Source organism: Pseudomonas mendocina, assembly GCF_900636545.1.
Classification (GTDB): Bacteria; Pseudomonadota; Gammaproteobacteria; order Pseudomonadales; family Pseudomonadaceae; genus Aquipseudomonas; species Aquipseudomonas mendocina.
In genome coordinates this window covers 4,260,001-4,279,231 of record NZ_LR134290.1, presented here as the reverse complement: position 1 = coordinate 4,279,231, position 19,231 = coordinate 4,260,001, and the positions used below count along the sequence as shown (strand labels likewise).

Annotated in this window: 17 protein-coding genes; 6 read left to right on the top strand and 11 right to left on the bottom strand. The window is 64.3% G+C overall.

Features of this window, described 5'->3' with window-relative positions; all coding sequences use genetic code 11:
- The first annotated feature begins 237 nt into the window (after positions 1-237).
- From EL191_RS19940 to EL191_RS19920, 5 genes are all read left to right on the top strand, one after another.
- On the top strand, positions 238-1,287 hold the full coding sequence (locus tag EL191_RS19940) for a Gfo/Idh/MocA family protein (protein ID WP_041980529.1): 1,050 nt from the start codon (positions 238-240) through the stop codon (positions 1,285-1,287).
- Between the two features lie 13 nt (positions 1,288-1,300).
- Complete coding sequence (locus EL191_RS19935; RefSeq protein WP_041980532.1) at positions 1,301-2,119, top strand: sugar phosphate isomerase/epimerase family protein; 819 nt, start codon at positions 1,301-1,303, stop codon at positions 2,117-2,119.
- Between the two features lie 105 nt (positions 2,120-2,224).
- Entirely contained in the window at positions 2,225-3,109 is an 885-nt protein-coding gene (locus tag EL191_RS19930; protein WP_041980535.1) for a DMT family transporter, read from the top strand.
- A gap of 191 nt (positions 3,110-3,300) precedes the next feature.
- Entirely contained in the window at positions 3,301-5,208 is a 1,908-nt protein-coding gene (gene quiC / locus EL191_RS19925; protein WP_041980536.1) for a 3-dehydroshikimate dehydratase QuiC, read from the top strand.
- A gap of 98 nt (positions 5,209-5,306) precedes the next feature.
- Positions 5,307-5,978 carry a TetR/AcrR family transcriptional regulator gene (locus EL191_RS19920; RefSeq protein ID WP_041980538.1) on the top strand — a complete coding sequence of 224 codons (672 nt, stop codon included), beginning with the start codon at positions 5,307-5,309 and terminating at the stop codon, positions 5,976-5,978.
- A gap of 61 nt (positions 5,979-6,039) precedes the next feature.
- Here EL191_RS19920 and EL191_RS19915 read toward each other — a convergent pair whose 3' ends face one another.
- The 11 genes from EL191_RS19915 to EL191_RS19865 all read right to left on the bottom strand — a co-directional run bounded on the left by EL191_RS19915 (position 6,040) and on the right by EL191_RS19865 (position 17,528).
- Positions 6,040-6,891, bottom strand: coding sequence for a shikimate dehydrogenase (locus tag EL191_RS19915; protein WP_013717217.1), 852 nt, complete (start codon positions 6,889-6,891; stop codon positions 6,040-6,042).
- 5 nt (positions 6,892-6,896) lie between these two features.
- The gene (gene aroQ, locus EL191_RS19910; protein WP_013717216.1) at positions 6,897-7,337 is read right to left on the bottom strand and encodes a type II 3-dehydroquinate dehydratase; all 441 of its coding nucleotides are present in this window, start codon (positions 7,335-7,337) and stop codon (positions 6,897-6,899) included.
- Between the two features lie 211 nt (positions 7,338-7,548).
- Entirely contained in the window at positions 7,549-8,571 is a 1,023-nt protein-coding gene (locus EL191_RS19905) for a response regulator (RefSeq protein WP_017362014.1), read from the bottom strand.
- A gap of 62 nt (positions 8,572-8,633) precedes the next feature.
- Positions 8,634-9,638, bottom strand: a complete 1,005-nt coding sequence (gene cheB, locus EL191_RS19900; RefSeq protein ID WP_013717214.1) for a chemotaxis response regulator protein-glutamate methylesterase — start codon at positions 9,636-9,638, stop codon at positions 8,634-8,636.
- Positions 9,635-11,890, bottom strand: coding sequence for a hybrid sensor histidine kinase/response regulator (locus EL191_RS19895; RefSeq protein ID WP_041980541.1), 2,256 nt, complete (start codon positions 11,888-11,890; stop codon positions 9,635-9,637). The genes cheB and EL191_RS19895 overlap by 4 nt, the downstream gene beginning before the upstream one ends.
- Complete coding sequence (locus EL191_RS19890; protein WP_041980543.1) at positions 11,887-12,570, bottom strand: chemotaxis protein CheW; 684 nt, start codon at positions 12,568-12,570, stop codon at positions 11,887-11,889. The genes EL191_RS19895 and EL191_RS19890 overlap by 4 nt, the downstream gene beginning before the upstream one ends.
- Positions 12,563-13,810, bottom strand: a complete 1,248-nt coding sequence (locus EL191_RS19885; RefSeq protein WP_041980544.1) for a CheR family methyltransferase — start codon at positions 13,808-13,810, stop codon at positions 12,563-12,565. The genes EL191_RS19890 and EL191_RS19885 overlap by 8 nt, the downstream gene beginning before the upstream one ends.
- Positions 13,811-13,814: 4 nt before the next feature.
- Entirely contained in the window at positions 13,815-14,309 is a 495-nt protein-coding gene (locus tag EL191_RS19880; protein ID WP_041980545.1) for a chemotaxis protein CheW, read from the bottom strand.
- A 2-nt stretch (positions 14,310-14,311) separates the two neighbouring features.
- On the bottom strand, positions 14,312-15,949 hold the full coding sequence (locus EL191_RS19875; protein ID WP_126403521.1) for a methyl-accepting chemotaxis protein: 1,638 nt from the start codon (positions 15,947-15,949) through the stop codon (positions 14,312-14,314).
- A gap of 146 nt (positions 15,950-16,095) precedes the next feature.
- The gene (ppa, locus tag EL191_RS19870; protein WP_013717208.1) at positions 16,096-16,623 is read right to left on the bottom strand and encodes an inorganic diphosphatase; all 528 of its coding nucleotides are present in this window, start codon (positions 16,621-16,623) and stop codon (positions 16,096-16,098) included.
- A gap of 77 nt (positions 16,624-16,700) precedes the next feature.
- Complete coding sequence (locus EL191_RS19865) at positions 16,701-17,528, bottom strand: M90 family metallopeptidase (RefSeq protein WP_041980546.1); 828 nt, start codon at positions 17,526-17,528, stop codon at positions 16,701-16,703.
- 114 nt (positions 17,529-17,642) lie between these two features.
- Between EL191_RS19865 and EL191_RS19860 the strand changes: the two genes are divergently transcribed.
- The gene (locus tag EL191_RS19860) at positions 17,643-19,226 is read left to right on the top strand and encodes a serine/threonine-protein kinase (protein WP_041980548.1); all 1,584 of its coding nucleotides are present in this window, start codon (positions 17,643-17,645) and stop codon (positions 19,224-19,226) included.
- Positions 19,227-19,231 lie beyond the last annotated feature (5 nt).

Here is a 19,231-nt window from a genome sequence, read left to right as displayed (position 1 = left end):
GGGAGGGGCTTTAGCCGCGAGCCTTTGTCGCGGCTAAAGCCCCTCCCACGCATTATTAATCACGTTTTGACGTTGCGGAGGGGGCTTCGCTCAATGAGCCTGCCACGCTAGTTCCTAGGCTGTCGCACGCCTCGAATTTTCGTCTTGCAGATTTTTTGGAACTAAGTTCTAAATATTAAAAAGGCGCCCGCTGCATCCGGCGCACCCACGCGAGCACGACAACAAGAGGATCAACGCGTGACTTCCCCCTTGCGTATTGCCTTGATCGGCGCCGGTGTCATGGGCCGTCAGCATCACCAGCACCTGCAGACACTCGCCGAAGCGCAGCTGTGCGCCATCGCCGACCCCGGCCCGCAGGCCGAGGCGTTCGCCGCTGAGTGCGGCGTGGCGTATTTCGCCGACTACCGGCAGATGCTGGACGAGGCTCGTCCCGAAGCGGTGATCGTCGCCAACCCCAACGCCCTGCACGTCAGCACCGCGCTCGACTGCATCGCCGCCGGCGTGCCGGTGCTGCTGGAAAAACCGGTAGGCGTGTACCTGGATGAAGTGCGCGAGCTGGTATTGGCCAGCGAGCGCACTGGCGTGCCGGTGCTGGTCGGTCATCATCGCCGGCACAACCCGCTGATCGCCCGAGCACGTGAGCTGATCGAGCAAGGCACGCTGGGACGGCTGACTACGGTGACTGCGCTATGGCAGGTGCAAAAGCCCGACAGTTACTACGACATTCCATGGCGCCGCGAGGCCGGTGCCGGGATGTTGCTGACCAATCTGATTCATGACCTCGATCTACTGCGCCACCTGTGCGGCGAGGTGCGCCAGGTGCAGGCCATCACCAGCAACGGCGTGCGTGGCTTCGCCAATGAGGACAGCGCTGCGGTGCTACTGCAGTTCGAAGGCGGTGCGCTGGGCAGCCTTACCGGCTCTGACGCCGCCGCGGCGCCCTGGAGCTGGGAGCTGACATCGGGCGAGAACCCGGTCTACCCGCGCCAGGCCGACCAACCCTGCTACCTGCTCGCTGGCACGCATGGTGCCCTGAGCATTCCGCAGCTCAAATGCTGGCACTACTCCGAGGCCGGCGCCGGTTGGCATCAGCCGCTGCAGCAGGTGCATGAGCGCTTCGACGCCGACGAAGCCTTGCGCCGTCAGCTCCTGCATTTCATCGAGGTCGCCCGTGGCCAGGCGCAGCCGCTGGTCAGCGCCGCCGATGCCGGTCGTACCCTGGCGCTGGTCGAGGCCATTCGCCAGGCGGCGGAGAGCGGACAGGCCAGCACCCCCGAAACCATCTGATCAGAGAGTCATCATGAGCGAACGCATTCTTTCACTGGCAGCCCTGACCGTACTCGAGCTGTCACCACCGGAGATGGTCGAAGTCGCCGCGCGCGCCGGTTACAGCCATGTTGGCTTGCGCCTGGTGCCGGCCACGCCGGAGGAGCACCACTTCCCGTTGGTAGCCGATGCCGCTCTGCGCGCGCAGACGTTGCAACGCCTGCGCGACACCGGCGTTCGGGTGCTCGACGTAGAAATTCTGCGTCTGAAACCGGATACCCGTGTCGCCGATTTCGAAGCGATCCTCGCCGTGGGAGCCGAATGCGGCGCCAGCGAACTGCTGGTGGCCGGCAACGATCCAGACGAGGCACGCCTGACCGACAACTTCGCTGCGCTCTGTGATCTGTCCGCGCCGTACGGCCTGCATCCGCACCTGGAGTTCATGCCCTGGACCGACGCTCGCGACCTGCCCCAGGCGGCGCGTATCGTCAACGCGGCGGGGCGCAGCAATGGTTGCGTACTGATCGATGCCTTTCACTTCGACCGCTCGGCCTCACGTCTGCAGGACCTGGCAGCCATACCCGCCGAACGTTTGCGCTACGCTCAGTTGTGCGATGTAGCCGGGCCGCGCCCGGATGACATGGCGGAAATCCTGCGCCAGGCGCGCAACGAGCGGCGTTTCCCTGGCGAGGGCGATTGCGATCTGCCGAGCTTGCTGCGAACCCTGCCGGCGAACATTCCGCTGAGCCTGGAAATTCCCACTCGGCAATTGCTGGAGCAGGGCGTCAGCGCGTTGCAGCGGGCCAGCATGGCGCTGGAGAAGACACGGCAGGTGCTTGACCGTCAGTCGTAATCCCGCCAGCTGTTGCCGCAGCCGATATAGGCGCTGCTCGGTTGCGGCCTGTATAGTTAGTTGTCTTGCTATCTTTTTGCGGTACGTCCGCTTCCCGGGTATTTCATGAGCATCACTCCATTGTCCGGCGCCAATCATCCGCTCAAGGGGATCGGCCTGATGGTGCTGGCGACCTTCCTGTTCGCCAGTCACGATGCCATGTCCAAATACCTGTCGGGTTTCTACCCGATCATCCTCATCGTCTGGGCGCGCTACATGGTGCACACCCTATTGATGGCCGGCATCTTCCTGCCGCAATCCGGCCTGCGTGTGTTGCGTACCAAACGTCCTGGTCTGCAGGTGTTGCGGGCACTGTGCCTGCTGGGCGTCAGCCTGCTGTTCACCACCGGCCTGATGTTCATTCCGCTGGCCGAGGCGACCTCGGTGATCTTTCTCGCGCCTTTGCTGGTGACCGCGCTGTCGGTGCCGCTACTTGGCGAGCGCGTCAGCGCAGGGCAGTGGGCGGCGGTGATCATCGGCTTCATCGGCGTGCTGATCATCGTGCATCCCGGCGGCAGCCTGTTCACGCCGGCAGTGCTGCTACCGCTGAGCGCCGCGCTGTGTTTCAGCTTCTATCAGATCCTTACCCGACGTCTGAGCGAAGTGGACAGTGCTACCACCAGCAACTTCTTCGCGGGCCTGGTCAACACCCTGGTGATGAGCCTGCTGGTGCCGTTCTTCTGGCATGTCCCCAGCATCACCCATGGCCTGATGATGCTGGCGCTGGGCGGTTGTGGCATGGCGGCGCATCTGTTGCTGACCCATGCCTTTCGTCACGCGGCCCCGGCGTTGCTGGCCCCATTCGGTTATGTGCAGATCGTCTTCGCCGGCCTGCTGGGTTTGCTGGTGTTCAAGCACACACCCGATACCACGGCGCTGATTGGCATCCTCATCATCTGCCTCAGTGGCCTCGCGGCAGCCTGGCAGAGCCGGCGACAGCCGCGCAAGTAACCATTGTTCGATTATCGAACGGAAAACTAACCAGTTCGTTCATTTTGAATTGCTGATCTGCATTGCCCTGCCAATAATCCAGGCTACGAACAATCCATGAGCGCCGACCAACCGGCCGAGTGAGGGCTCATGAGCGCGTCTCGCCTCCCTCACTTTGCCCGCCACGGCGCCGCCTCAGCCCGGAGCCGTCTATGCAGCGTTCAATTGCCACCGTTTCCCTTAGCGGTACCCTGCCCGAGAAGCTCGAAGCCATTGCTGCTGCCGGCTTCGACGGTGTGGAAATCTTCGAGAACGACCTGCTCTACTACGACGGCAGCCCCACTGAGATCCGCAAGCGCTGTGCCGACCTCGGCTTGGCCATCACCCTGTTCCAACCCTTTCGCGACTTCGAGGGCTGCCGCCGCGATCGCCTGCAGCGCAATATCGACCGTGCCGAGCGCAAGTTCGACCTGATGCAGGAGCTGGGCACCGACCTGGTGCTGGTATGCAGCAACGTCGCCGCCGACTCGCTGGGCGATGATGAAATCCTCATCGATGACTTGCGCCTGCTCGGCGAGCGTGCCGGCGCACGTGGCCTGCGCATCGGTTATGAAGCGCTGGCCTGGGGGCGTCACGTCAACACCTACCAGCAGGTATGGAACCTGGTGCGCCAGGCCGACCATCCGGCTGTCGGGGTGATCCTCGACAGTTTCCACACCCTGTCGCTCAAGGGCGATCCGGCGGCCATCGCCGATATTCCCGGCGACAAGATCTTCTTCGTGCAGATGGCCGATGCGCCGATTCTGGCAATGGACGTGCTGGAGTGGAGTCGACATTTCCGCTGTTTCCCTGGGCAGGGCGAATTCGATCTGGCGGGCTTCCTCGCTCCCATCCTGCGTAGCGGTTATCGCGGCCCATTGTCGCTGGAGATCTTCAACGATGGATTCCGCGCCGCGCCACCCCGGCAGAACGCCGCCGACGGCCTGCGCTCGCTGCTCTACCTCGAGGAAAAGACCCACAAGCGACTGGAGAAAGAGGGTCATCAGATCGAGCCGGGCGTGCTCTTCACCCCACCTGCTGCCCACCGCTACGACGGCGTCGAGTTTCTCGAGTTCGCTGTCGACGAGGCCGTCGGCGCGCGTCTGTCCGGCTGGTTGGAGCGCCTGGGCTTTGCCCGTGCCGGGCAGCATCGTTCCAAGGACGTCAGCCTGCTGCGTCAGGGTGATATCAATATCGTGCTCAATGCCGAGCCTTACTCCTTTGCCCACAACTTCTTCGAGTCGCACGGCCCTTCGCTCTGCGCCACTGCACTGCGCGTCAGGAACGGCGCGCAGGCACTGCAGCGTGCCTGCGACTACCGCGGCCAGCCCTATCGCGGCCTGGTCGGGCCCAACGAGCGGGAAATTCCAGCCGTGCGCGCACCGGACGGTAGCCTGATCTATCTGGTAGAGCAGGGCGGAGAAGGGCAGACCATCTACGACACCGATTTCAGCCTCGATGCCAGTGCCCAGGTCTGCGGCGGGCTGCAACGGATCGATCACATGGCGTTGGCGCTGCCGGCCGATTCGCTCGACAGCTGGGTGCTGTTCTACAAGAGCCTGCTGGATTTCGAGGCCGACGACGAGGTGGTGCTGCCCGATCCCTACGGTCTGGTGAAAAGCCGGGCGATTCGCAGTCGTTGCAGCTCGATCCGCCTGCCGCTGAACATCTCGGAGAACCGCAACACCGCCATCGCCCATGCGCTTTCCAGTTATCAGGGCTCCGGTGTGCATCACATCGCTTTCTCTTGCGACGACATCTTCGCCGAGGTGGCGCGGGCCAAGGAAGCCGGCGTGCCGCTGCTGGAGATTCCGCTGAACTACTATGACGACCTGGCCGCACGCTTCGACTTCGACGACGAGTTCCTCAGCGAGCTGGCCTACTACAACGTGCTCTACGACCGTGATGCCCAGGGTGGCGAGCTGTTCCACGTCTACACCGAGCCGTTCGAGGAGCGCTTCTTCTTCGAAATCATCCAGCGCAAGGGTGGCTACGTGGGCTACGGTGCGGCCAACGTCGCGGTACGCCTGGCGGCCATGGCCAAGGCGCGCAGCGGCGGTTTGAAGCGGCCGCGGCTGTAAGGTGGGCGATGCGGCAACCCTTCGGTTGCCGCTGCACGACGTCTGTGCGGCCTGCCATAATCCGCACTACCAATACCTATAAAAAAGACCATTGCCGTATGACCGAAGCCGTTGCCAACCTGGCCACCCAACCTACCGAGGTGGTGCGCAAGGTACGTAAGAACAATCCGGAGAAGACCCGCGAGAGCATTCTCCAGGCCGCCATCACGGAGTTCGTCCAGCAGGGCCTGTCCGGGGCTCGCGTGGATGCCATCGCCGAGCGTACCGCGACCTCGAAGCGGATGATCTACTACTACTTCGGCAGCAAGGAGCAGCTCTACCTCGAGGTACTGGTCAAACTCTACGGTGACATTCGCGGTACCGAGAGCCGCCTCGACCTGGCGTCCCTGCCGCCGGTGCTGGCGATCCGCAGGCTGGTGGAGTTCACCTTCGATCACCACGACCGCAACGTCGACTTCGTGCGAATCGTCAGTATCGAGAACATCCACTACGGTGAGTACGTCAAGCAGTCACCGGCCATCCGCCAGATGAGCAACGTGGTGCTCGATACCCTCGGCAAGACCCTGCGGCGAGGTGCGGAAGAGGGTGTGTTCCGCCCGGGTATCGATGTGCTCGACGTGCACCTGCTGATCAGCTCGTTCTGCTTCTATCGGGTGTCCAACCGCCACACCTTCGGTGAAATCTTCCAGATCGACCTGCCTGACGAACAGGTCAAGCAACGCCACAAGACGATGATCTGCGACGCTGTGCTGCGTTATATCCAGGGCTGAGCAGATATGAAAAGGCCCCTGGCAGCGTTGTCGCTGCCAGGGGTCTTTTGCATGCGTGGGCTCAGAAGCTGGCGAAGTGCGCCTGCATGCGTTCGGCATCGGCCGGGCGGCCGCTGAACAGCTCGAACGCCTTGACCGCCTGGAACACCGCCATGGTCCCGCCATCCAGCGTGCGGCAGCCTAGCGCGCGAGCGTGACGCAACAGCTCGGTCTCCAGCGGGAAGTAGATGATCTCCGCGACCCACAACCCAGTGTGCAGCAGCTCCACCGGAAGTGGCGTGCCTGGCAGCTTGGCCATGCCCACCGGAGTGGTGTTGACCAGACCGTCGGCTGCGGCGACTTCGCTGGCCAGGTCGTCACCTGCGACGGCGCGTTCGCTACCAAAGTGAGCATTGAGGCTGTCCGCCAGAGCCTGGGCGCGGCCTGGCTCTACTTCGAAAATGCACAGGCGCTCCACGCCTTCGGCGAGCAGGGCATGCGCCACGGCGGCGCCGGCACCACCCGCGCCCATCTGCACCACGCGACGGCGGTCCACGTTGGGCAGGCCACGCCTAAAGCCCTCGGCGAAGCCCAGGCAGTCGGTGTTGTGGCCGACGCGCTTGCCGTCCTTGAGCACCACGGTGTTCACCGCGCCAATGCCACGCGCCTCGCTCGACAGCTCGTCGAGCAGCGGGATGATCGCCTGCTTGGCCGGGAAGGTGATGTTGAGGCCGGTAAAGCCCATATGCTGCGCCGCATCGAGCAGACTCGGCAGCGCATCGAGGTCGAGGCCCAACTGGTCGAGGTCGATCAGGCGGTAGAGGTAGCGCAGCCCCTGCGCATCGCCTTCGCGCTCGTGCATGGCTGGCGTGCGGGAGGCCTGGATACCCTTGCCGATAAGGCCGGCGAGGATGCCACTGGTAACGGAGGACATGGTTCTTAACCCTTGAGCGATTGAGCGAAGTACTGCAGACCCAGTCGGTAGCCCTGACTGCCGAGCCCGCAGATGACCCCTACGGCGATCTGCGAGACGAACGAGTGATGACGGAACGGCTCGCGTTTGTGCACGTTGGACAGGTGCACTTCGATCACCGGCAATTCACTGGCCACCAGTGCATCGCGAATGGCCACCGAGGTGTGAGTCCAGGCCGCCGGGTTGATCAGGATGCCGGCGCAGCGTCCGCGTGCGGCGTGAATCCAGTCAAGCAGTTCACCTTCGTGGTTGGTCTGGCGAAATTCGATTTTCAGGCCATGTTCGGCGGCGGTATCGGCGCAGAGTTTGGAAATATCGGCGAGGGTCTCGTGCCCGTAGGTGGCGGGTTCGCGCGTTCCGAGCAGGTTCAGGTTGGGGCCGTTGAGTACCAGAATGCAGGGCGTCATGGGCTGTCTCTTGTTGTTGTAACGTAACTGCGAGGAAAAATGTACTAACTGGTTAATTCAGTCAATCGAGGGGCGGTTGTTTGAACGCGCACAGCGATGCCCGACGCCACCTTTCGGGGCGTCAACGTCAGTAGATATGCGGGCTGCGGAGGGGGTGGTAAAGCGCGGAAAAGTGGGCGGTTATCGGCCGGCTGAGTCGGTTATCTCCGGCTCAGCTGCGTTCACCGCCCTGAACCACCTGGTTGCGCCCACTGTGCTTGGCCAGGTACAGGCCTTCGTCAGCCTTGATCACCAGGCTCAGCGGATCATGCTCCACCGAGGGGCGAATGGTGGCGATGCCGATGCTCACGCTGATTGGCGAGCCTGGCTTGGGCAGGTCATGGGGGATGCCCATGGCTTCTACCGCACGGCGAATCTTTTCCGCCTGCAGGCGTGCGCCGCCCGCGGCGGTGCCGGGCATGATCACGGCGAACTCTTCACCGCCGTAGCGTGCGGCCAGGTCGGTGGCGCGCGTGCAGCTGCTGCGCAGCGATTCACCGACGCGGCGCAGCACCTCGTCGCCGGCAACATGGCCGTGCTGGTCGTTGTAGGCCTTGAAGTAGTCGACGTCGATCATCAGCAGCGACAGCTCGCTCTGATCGCGCAGGGCGCGGCTCCACTCGATTTCCAGGTATTCGTCGAAGTAGCGGCGGTTGGCCAGGCCGGTGAGGCTGTCGGACTTGATCAGGCGCTGCAGCACCAGGTTGGTGTCGAGCAACTGTTGCTGGCTCTCGCGCAGGGCGCGATAGGCCTCGTCGCGCTGCAGCATGGTCAGGTAGGAGCGCGAGTGGTAGCGGATGCGGGCGAGCAGTTCGATCACATCCGGCAGCTTGACCAGGTAGTCGTTGGCTCCAGCGGCGAAGGCGGCGCTCTTGACCTTGGGTTCTTCCTTGGTCGACAGCACGATGATCGGCACGTCACGCAGGCCAGGAGCGGTACGGTACTGGGCGAGCAGTTCGAGGCCGTCGACGCCGGGCATGATCAGGTCCTGCAGGATCACCGTCGGCTTGATCTGCTGGGCCACGCTCAGCGCCTGATGCGGGTCGGCGCAGAAGTGGAAGTCGATATCGCTTTCTTCGCTCAGCGCCCGTCGCACGGCTTCGCCGATCATGGCCTGGTCATCGACCAGCAGCACCATCATCGAATAGTCGGGCAGACCGTAATGATGGTTAGGGTTAGCTTGGGGCCGTTGCATAAGTGCGTCTCCGCCTTTGTTTTCCTAAATTACGCGGCTACTTGGGCCGCGGGTTGGCGTTTTCAGCCGAGGCGCTCGATCAGGCGCGTCGGAATTCTGTCCAGGGGCAGCACCTCCGTCGCGGCGTCCAATGCCACTGCGGCCTTGGGCATGCCGTAGACGGCGCTACTGGCCTGGTCCTGGGCGATGGTGTGAAAGCCGCGCTCGCGCATCAGCTTCAGGCCTCTGGCGCCGTCGCGGCCCATGCCGGTCAGCAGCACACCGATCGCTTCCCCTCGCCAGTGGGTGGCCACGCTCTCGAAGAATACATCGATGGACGGCCGGTAGACCTGGTCGACCGGCTCGCGCCGGTACACCAGGCGTCCTTCCGGCGCGAGATACAGATGGTTGTTGGTACCGGCCAGCAGCACGCTGGCCGGTTGCAGCACTTCGCCTTCGCGCGCCAGGCGTACGGGAATGTTTGATTCGCTGCCGAGCCACTGCGCCATGCCGGCGGCAAATACTTCATCGACATGCTGGACCAGCACGATGCTGGCGGGAAAGTCGGCCGGTATTTGCCGGAGCAGCTCCACCAGTGAAGCCGGGCCGCCGGCCGAGGCACCGATGGCCACCAGACGTTTGCCGCGATTGTCGGCGCTGCGCACCGGCGTCGGTTTGACGGAGCGTGAGGTCTTGTGGCCGATCATCCAGGCGATGTTGTGAATCTTGCGCCTCACTGCGGCGGCATCCAGCACCTGCTGCGGGCCGAGCGACGGTGCGGCAACCACATCCAGCGCGCCGGCACCCATGGCGTCGAACACTCGCGACATGTTGCGCTCGACATCCGAGGTGACGATGAGAATGGCGCAGGGCGTGTCATTCATGATCTGCCGCGTCGCTTCGACGCCATCCATGCCGGGCATGAGCATGTCCATCAACAGCAGTTCGGGCCTGTCCTCGCGGCAGCGACTGACCGCTTCCTCTCCATTGCTGGCGACCCAGATCAACTGATATTCGGGTTCGGCCGCCAGCGCGCGGCGCAGGGCTTCGACCGCCAGGGGCATGTCGTTGGCAATGGCGATCCTCATTCGCGGGCCTCACCGATCAGGGTTTGTACGGCATCGAGCAGCGCTTCGTCATGGAAGCTGGCCTTGGCCAGGTAATAGTCGGCACCGGCCTCGAGGCCGCGGCGGCGATCCTCTTCGCGGTCCTTGTAGGACACCACCATCACCGGCAACGAGCGCAGGCGTGGGTCCTGGCGCACCTGGGTGACCAGTTCGATACCGTCCATTCGCGGCATGTCGATGTCGGTGATCAGCAGGTCGAAGGGCTCTGCACGCAGGGCATTCCAGCCGTCCATGCCGTCGACGGCCACCGCCACCTGGTAGCCACGACTGAGCAGCAGCTTGCGCTCCAGTTCGCGCACGGTCAGCGAGTCGTCCACCACCAGAACGCGCTTGCTGATGGCCTGGCGTGCATGGCTGGCGTGGTCGACACGCTCCAGGTGGCCGGCACCGAGCAGTTTGCCCACGGAGTTGAGCAGATCGTCGACATCGAGGATCAGCACCGGCGTGCCGTCGTGCAGCAGCGCGCCAGCGGCGACATCGCGTACCTTGCCCAGGCGCGCATCGAGCGGCATCAGCACCAGGGTGAATTCGCCAAGGAAGGCCTCGACCGCCAGGCCGTGATATTGCTCGCGGTCGCGGATTAGCACGATGGGAATGCTGTCATCGTCGCCCTGTTTCTCGCTGCATTGCAGCAATTGGGCTGCGGAGATCAGGCCGACGTGTTCGTTTTCCAGCCAGAAGTGCTGACGCCCCTCGAGCTGGACGATGGCGCTGCGTGGCAGGCGCAGCATGCGCTCGATCTGCGCCAGCGGGAAGGCGTAGGCCTCGCCGCCGATGGTCACCACCAGGGCACGTACCACCGAAAGGGTCAGCGGCAGTTCGAGGTGGAACAGGCTGCCCTGGTCGGGGCTTTGCAACAGCCGTACGTTGCCGCGCATGCGACGAATCTCGTGTTGCACCACGTCCAGGCCGACGCCACGGCCGGAGACTTCGGTGACCTGCTGGCTCATGCTGAAACCGGGCAGGAAGAGGAAGGCCAGTAGCTCTTCCTCGGTCATCTGCTGCACCTGTTCGGCGGTGGCGAAGCGGCGCTTGATCACCGCCTGGCCGACGCGTTCGAGGTCGACACCGGCACCGTCGTCACCGACCTCCAGCACCAGCATGCCGGCGTGATGACGCGCGCGTAGCTGTACCACGCCTTCTTCCGGCTTGCCCTTGCGTGCTCGTAGCGCCGGTGGCTCGATACCGTGGTCGACGGCGTTGCGCAAAAGGTGCGTCAGTGGCGCTTCCAGGCGCTCCAGCACGTCGCGGTCGACCTGGGTGTTCTCGCCGTCGATTTCCAGGCGCACCTGCTTGCCGAGCGAACGGCCAAGATCGCGCAACATGCGCGCCTGACCGGCCAGCACGTCGGCGAAAGGGCGCATGCGCGAGGCCAGAGCCAGGTCGTATAGCTGCTGCGTGCGCTGCCCGCCATACCAGACGAAATCGTCGAACAACTCCTGGTGCGCCTGCAGCTGTTGCTGGCATTCGATCAGCAGGTTGCGGCTCTCGTTAAACAGTGCCTGCGCGGTGGCATCCAGGTCGGTGCCGAGCAGGTGCTCACGCAATGTCTCCAGGGTACGCCGCGCTGACTCCTGCTGGCGTTTGAGGCGATGCAGGGATTCGTTCAACGGCTTGGTGCGCTGGAACTCCACCAGCGACTTGCCAGACAGGTCGATCAGGTGGTCGAAGCGTTCAGCCGATACCCGCAGGACGCGGCTGGTGCGTTCGTCGCCGGTGCTCTCGGCAAGTGGAGCGCCGGGCGTCTCGGGCTGCCTGGGCTCAGCGCTCGCTTGCGGCAGGAGGGGGCTGTTTTCGGGCTGAGCGCGCAGTGCCGGCACGGCATTGCCGAGCAGCATCTGCAGGCGTGCGGTGACGGTCTCCACCCGTGCTTGCAGTTCTTCATCCTGCTGCGCCTGGCCGATGCGCAGGAGCAGGTCGGAGCCCTGCAGCAAGGCATCGATATGATCGGGCAGCAGGCGCAGCAGGCCTTCCTGGGCGGCGACCAGCAGGTCCTCCATGGCGTGGGCGACCTGCACGCCGTTGTCCAGGCCGACGATACGCGCCGCGCCCTTGAGCGAATGCGCGGCGCGCATGCAGGCTTCCAGCTGAGCGGCATTGGTAGGGTCGCGTTCGAGCACCAGCAGGCCGGTGTCGAGCACCTGCTTCTGTGCCTCGGCCTCCAGCCGGAACAGGTCGAGCAGCGATGCATCCCTCATCTGGTCCGGTGTCACGTGAGGCTCCCGATCATGTTCTGCCGCACCTGTTCGTCATCCAGCAGGGTGATGCTCTGCTCCCGCCATTGCAGGACGCCCGCGGTGAAGCGGCTGATGGTGCGCTTGTCATCATGCTTGGCGCTGCTGATGCGCGCCAGGGGAATGCGCTGGATACCGCTGACCTCGTCCACCGGTGTTACCAGGGGGCCGCTGTCTGTCTCGAGAATCAGCATCCGCGGGATTACCCGGCGCTCGCTGCGATGGGCGTCCTGCTGGGTTTCGAGGTCGAGCAGTTCAGCCAGCGACAGGCAGGCGACCAGCGTGCCACGTACATTGGTGACGCCGAGCAGGCCGCGACTCTTGCGGTGCGGAAGGACATGGATCGGTGACACCGGCATCACTTCGGCCAGGCAGCGCGTGGCAATGGCCAGCCATTGTTCGCCGAGGCGGAAGATCAGCAGCGAGCGCTGCTCGCCCTGCATCTCCTCGGTTTCGCCCTGGCCATAATCGTCATCGCCGCGCTCCAGGGCGCTGCCGTAACGGTCGAGCAGGGCGATGGCCGCTGCACCGTAGACCTCGCAGTTGCGACAGTGGATGTGTCGCTCCAGGCGCGGGCAACTCTTGTCGCCGAATACGCCGATGCGATTCCAGCAATCGTCCACCGTCGGCTGGTGGTGCAGCAGGTCCTGATCAGTCACGTTCGCCTACCTCGGGGTTCTGGGCTCGCCGATACAGGCGCTGGGCACCGGCTTCATCACCCTGTGCCTGCAGGTGCGCGGCCAGGTGCGTGAGCGCCTCGCGATGCTGCGGTTCGAGATAGATCGCCTTGCGGTAGTAGGCGCAGGCCTGGTCGCCCTGGCCTGCCGAATCACAGATCAGGCCCAGCCAGTAGTAGGCCGCGGCGCTGGGGCCGTTCTGCTGCAGATGTTGCTCGCTGCGCTGGCGTGCCTCGGCGGTACGCCCGGCATTGGCCAGGTTGGCAACCTCCGTCCAGATATCCACCGCGACCACAGCGGGTGCCGCTGCATTGAGTGTCCGCGCCGCAGGGCGTGACCGGCTCGGCGGGGCGGGGCGCGGCGCAACCACGGTGGCTGGTCGCATACGGCTGCTGGTCGGGCGGGGCGGCTGGCTGACGACCGGTTTGGCCTCGGCCATGCGAAAGGCAAAGGTCTGTTGCCGGCCCAGCGCCTGCAGGCCGTTCTGGCTGGCCAGGCTGGCTTCGGCCGGGCCGATGAACAGCGTGCCGCCTTCCTGCAACTGGCGCTTGAGCAGTTCCAGCACGCGCACCTGAGTCTGCCGGTCGAAATAGATCAGCAGGTTGCGACAGAAGACGAAGTCGTAGCCCGGCTCGCCGGCGAACAGGCCGGGGTCGAGCAGGTTGCCGGTACGCAGCCGGACGCAGCTGCGTACCCGCGCGTCGAGAAGAAAACCACCCGTGGCCTGCTCCTGAAAGAAGCGCTCACGAAAGGCCAGGGCATCGCCACGGAACGAGTTGCGCCCATACAGGCCCTGGCGCGCCTGATCCAGCACCTTGTCGCTGACGTCCAGCGCATCGATCTGGAACTGCTTGGCGGTGAAACCGGCGTCGAGCAGGGTCATGGCGATGGAGTAGGGTTCTTCGCCGCTGGAGCAGGGCAGGCTGATCAGGCGCAGCGGCCGGGCGCCGTGCAGGTGGGCATGACGCTCCTGGGCCAGGCTGGCCAGCGCATTGAACGACTCCGGGTAGCGGAAGAACCAGGTTTCCGGTACCACCACGGCTTCCACCAGCGCCTGCTGCTCGCGTGGCGAACCGCCGAGGGTGGTCCAGTAACCTTCCAGGTTCTGTTGCCCGAGTGCGCTCATGCGCTGGCGCACGGCGCGCTCGATCACACTGCGGCCGACCGATTCGGCGTCCAGGCCGATACGACTCTTCAGCAGGCGTTCGATATGTTCGATCATGCCGTCAGCCCTGATCCGTCGGCTGGAACAGCAGGGCACGCACCTCGTCGTCGAGCAGGCCGGCGACCTCGATACGCTGGATCATGCCCTGGTCGTCGTGTTGCAGCGGGCCAAGGTAATCCGCCTGGCCAGCCTCCAGGCCGCTGGCCTTGAAGGCTTCGCTGTGCAGACGCAGGGTGTCGGTGGCCTGCTCCAGAATCAGCCCGAGCACCGGTGATTGCTCGCCCAGTTGCCTGTCGAAGCGCACCAGCACCATCCGGGTACTGCTGCGTGGCCTGGCCGGGCGGTCCAGCACGCGGCGGCTGAGGTCGATCACCGGCGTCATCTTGCCGCGATGCTCGAACAGCCCGGCCACCCAGGGCGGCGCTTCGGGAATCTGTTTCAGGCGGCGCAGCGGCAGCACCTCGACCACCTCGCTGGCGGGAAGGGCGTAGCGATCCTCGCCGAGCTGGAACTGCAGATGCAGTTCGCCCTTCGCTGCTTTGCTGGAGGCCGGCATGCTCAGACCTTGAAGCGGCTGACGCCAACGCGCAGGTTGTTGGCCACCTGGTTGAGCTCGTCGATGGCCGCACCGGCCTGGCGCAGCGAGTCGACGGTCTGGCTGCTGGCTTCGCCGAGCTGCACCAGCGCCTGGTTGATCTGTTCGGCACCGGTGGATTGCGCCTGCATGCCTTCGTTGACCATCTGGATGCGCGGTGCCAGAGCCTGCACTTGCTGGATGATCTGGCTGAGCTGGTCGCCCATCTGCGCCATTTCGCCGATACCGCGGCGCACTTCCTCGGAGAACTTGTCCATGCCCATCACGCCGGCCGATACGGCGGACTGGATCTCGCGGACCATCTGTTCGATGTCGTAGGTGGCCACGGCAGTCTGGTCGGCCAGTCGGCGCACTTCCACCGCGACCACGGCGAAGCCCTTGCCGTACTCACCGGCTTTCTCCGCTTCGATGGCGGCGTTGAGCGACAACAGGTTGGTCTGGTCGGCGACCTTAACGATGGTGGTGACCACCTGGGTGATGTTGCCGGCCTTTTCGTTGAGGATCGACAGCTTGCCGTTGACCACGTCGGCGGCGCCCATGACCTGATGCATGATCTCTTCCATGCGGGCCAGGCCCAACTGGCCGGTGCCGGCGAGAATCGAGGTCTGCTCGGCGTTGTCGGAAACTTCACCCATGGTGCGCACCAGGTCGCGCGAGGTGGCGGCGATCTCCCGCGAGGTAGCGCCGATCTCTGTGGTGGTGGCGGCGGTCTCGGTGGCCGTGGCCTGCTGTTGGCGCGAGGTCGCAGCGATCTCGGTGACCGAGGTGGTCATCTGCACGGCCGAGCGCTGGGCGTTGCCGACCAGATTCTTGAGTTCGCCCACCATGCTGTTGAAGCCCAGCTCGATAGCGTTGAATTCGTCGCGACGATGCAGGTCGAGCTTTGCCGACAGGTCGCCACTTTCAAGGGACTTGAGGCTTGTGACGATGCGATCGACCGGCGTGGTGATGGCGCGCATCAGCAGCCAGCCGCATACGGCCGAAACCAGAATGGCCAGCAGAAGGGCGATCAGCAGGCCCACCTCCATGATGCGTACGGCGCTGCGAATTTCCAGCGCGGCGGCGTCGGCCTGGCTGCGATTTATCTCGATCAGTTCGCCGAGCAGGCTCTGGCCCTTCTCCCATTCTGGGAACACGCGCTCGGCGCTGAACTGGCGAGCCTGCTTCAAATCCACTTCGAGCAGGCTGTCGAGCAACTGCTCGTGGCGGTTCAGGTACTGGCGCTGGACCTGGCGAAATTGCTCGGCGAGCGCAAGCTCCTGCTCGTCTGCCGTGGCGCTCTGGTAGCGGCCGAATTCCTCATCGAGCGCCTGCTCCATGGTTGCGAACTGGTCGCGGTAGCTGTCCAGCAGGCTGGATTCGCCGTCGTCGGCGAAACGCAACAGCAGGCGCCGGGTATCGAGCATATGGCGCGCCCATAGCTCCTGCGCCTTGCTCGGGTAGTACAGGCCTAGAATCGACTCGTTGCGGATGCCATTGGCTTCGGCTTCGATCTTCACCAGGCGAACGTAGGAGGCGCCTGCCAGCAGGACCAGAATGGTGATGATCAGCAGGAAGCTGACAATGATTCGATTGCGTACGGTCAGGTTCATCATATCCATTGGGCCTGGCTGATCAGTTTTGCTCATCGATTACAGCATAACGGCGTGCGGCCGTTTTTGCCTGGGTGTCACGAATGTGTACCGGTTGCCTGGCGAAAGGCAATAAAAAAGCCGGCTTGTGGCCGGCTTTTAGGAGGTGTCAGGGCTTACTTCTGGTATGCCGCGACTGCCTTGTTGATCAGGCCGCGGGCTTCTTCAGCGCCGCCCCAGCCTTCTACCTTGACCCACTTGCCCTTCTCGAGATCCTTGTAGTTCTCGAAGAAATGCTTGATCTGCTCGATCAGCAGCGCGGGCAGGTCGGTGTATTCCTGAACGTCCTTGTACAGAACGGTCAGCTTGTCGTGCGGAACCGCAACCAGCTTGGCGTCGCCGCCGGCTTCGTCGCTCATGTGCAGTACGCCGACCGGACGGGCGCGGATCACCGAACCCGGCGCGACCGGATAAGGAGTCACGACCAGTACGTCGAGGGGGTCGCCGTCGTCAGCCAGGGTGTGCGGGATGAAACCGTAGTTGGCCGGGTAGAACATTGGGGTGGCCATGAAGCGGTCGACCATCAGGCAGTCGGTGTCGTGGTCGATCTCGTATTTGATCGGCGCATGGTTGGCCGGGATTTCGATGGCGACGTAGATGTCGTTCGGCAGGTCTTTGCCAGCCGGGATCTTGCTGTAGCTCATGGGTGAACTCCCAGGGAGGGCCAAAAAAGTGGGGCGCATTATAGGCGTATTCGCATGGCGTTACTACGCCGTGTGAATCAGCCATTGGTCGCGGTTTCGACCGTCCGGTAGTCGGGGTGTTCCGCCTGCAGCCGTTGCAATCGGGCGAGGGTGTCCTGGCGATAGAACAGCGCCAATTGCCGGTAGACCTCGGGAAAGGCAGCGGCCAGTAGATCCGGGGCGCTGAAGAAGTATTCGCTGGTCACGGCAAAGAATTCCGCCGGATCTTCGGCCGCGTACGGGTCGATGGCGGTTTCCGCTTCGGGGTTGGCATCCAGCTCTGCATTCAGGGCGTCATAAGCGCTCTGCATGGCGTGGGCCCAGTCCTGCACACGCATGTCGCGGTGCAGCGGCGGCAGGCCGTTGGCACTGCCTTCGAGCATGTCCAGCTTGTGCGCCAGCTCGTGGATCACCAGGTTGTAGCCTTCCCAGCCGCCACTCGTCTCGACACCGGGCCAGGCAAGGATCACCGGCCCCTGCTGCCAGGCCTCGCCGCTACGGGCGTCGTCCCATTCGTGTTCGACGCCACTGGCGTCGCGGTGGCGCTGAGGGCTGAGGAAGTCGTCCGGGTAGAGCACGATCTCGTGAAAGCCCTGGTACCAGTCCAGATCGCCCAGATGCAGCAGCGGCAGTTGCGCCTGGGCGGCCAGCAGCAGGTGTTCGACCGGGCCGAGCTCCAGGCCAGGCAGGGCCGTCAGGTGCTTGTCATGCAGGAACAGCACGGCACGCTCGCGCAGTTGCTGCTCTTCGTGCCGGTCGAGGCCATCGAGGATGGGCAGACGCCTGCGTACTTCGGCCCAGTGGTTGGGGTCGACAGGGTTGCGTTCGAGGGTGCGACGGCGGCGCCAGGCCTTGAAGGACCACATGCATGCAGGCTCGTTGGAAATATCCGGCCACCATAAGGGCGCCTGGCCCTGGCGACAAGTCGGCACAAAGGCTGCAGCGCCACACTCAGCTTCGCTGCAGCAGGAGGGCTGAGCATGGCGCTGCAATTGCTGGAACATCCCGGAATCACCCTGGCATCCGGCGCCGGGATTGACTTGCCGCACCAGGCCGCGCGGGCTCGGGCAATGTGGCTGGCCGGACGTCAGCAGCGCCCGCCGCTATTGCTGGTCATGCTCCTTTGGGCGCGCCACTGCCCCGAGGTGGTGCAAAGCCTGGAGCGTCAACTCGATGCGCTGTTCGCCGATTTTCGTTGCACACCGCAAAGCTGGAGTGAAACCCAGGCGGCACGGCAAGTGTTGGCGGCGCTGAATCTACAACTGTTTCGCCGCCGGCAGGCCGGGCGCGGTATCGCCGAACTGCATGCCGGTATGCTGCTGGTTCAGGGCGACGAGTTACAGTTCCTGCAGGCCGGCAGCGTCGGCCTGGCGCGGGCGCAGGCAAATGGTCTGCAGATACTGCCCGGGCGCGAAGGCCAGGCCCTGGGCACGCAAGCCGAGCTGGCGCTGGTCCAGCACAGTCTTTTGCCGAGGCGAGGTGAGCATCTGCTCCTGGCACCGCAGCCGTTGCTCGACGTCAGCGATCTGCAACCACTGCACGCTCAAGTGGAAACCACGTTGAATGGGCTGCTACAGCCCATGCTGCAGGCCCCAGGTGCTGCGGTATTGCTGCGTGTCGGTGAAAACCAGTGCCTACCTGTCCCGCCTCCCATGGCGGTGCAACCGGCGCTTGGGCAGGTCGCCTGTGGCCAGCAGCTCGATGGCTGGACGCTTTTGCGCCAATGCCCTTATGGCCCGCCGGGGCGCATGTTCGTCGGTCGTGAGGCCAGCGGGCGTGAGGCCGTGCTGTGGTTCGCCGATGAAGAGGTCGACGAAGTCTTCTGGCAGCGTGAGTGGGCCTTGCGCCGCAGCCCGCAACAGGCCCTGCCGCAGATACTGTCGACGCATGAGGCACGCAGCCATGCTTACCTGTTGCTGGCCAAGCCGCCACGCGGCATGCGTAACCTGTACGACTGGGTGGCGGCGCGGGGTGCGCCGGATACGCAGACGTTACTACGGACGGTGACGCAATTGATCGCCGCTGTGCGTTCACTGCAACGCCGCGGCATGCAGGGACTGTGGCTCAACCCCAGGCAGATTCTGCTCGGTGATGACGGACAGGTGATGTTGTTGCCCGGTGCAGCGGCGATTCTACCGGGCGTTGCGCGTCAGCCTTTACCTGCGCAGGCGGTGCCGCTGGCACCCGAACTGCGGGGCGGTCGTGCGCTGGACGGCCGTGCGGATCAGTTCGCCCTGGCGGCTCTGGTCTATTGGCTGATGTGCGGGCAATGGCCCGAAGCGGCGCGCGAGGATGTCGGCCCCGGTCACTGCTACGTGCCCCTGGCCAGCTTCGCCGTTCTGGTGCCGCAGGGCTGGGATGGGGTATTGGCTCGAGCGCTGGCGCCGCAGCCACAGGCGCGGTTCGAGGCTCTTTCGGAGTTTCAGCTGGCGCTGCAGCAGCCATTGCAGGGCCGTCGCAGTCAGGCGCTGCGACGTGCGCCCCTGCAGCCCGCACGCCTGGCGGCACTGGGGCTGGTGGTGTTACCGCTGCTGTTGGGGTTGCTGGTCAGCATCGGTGGCTGATGGCT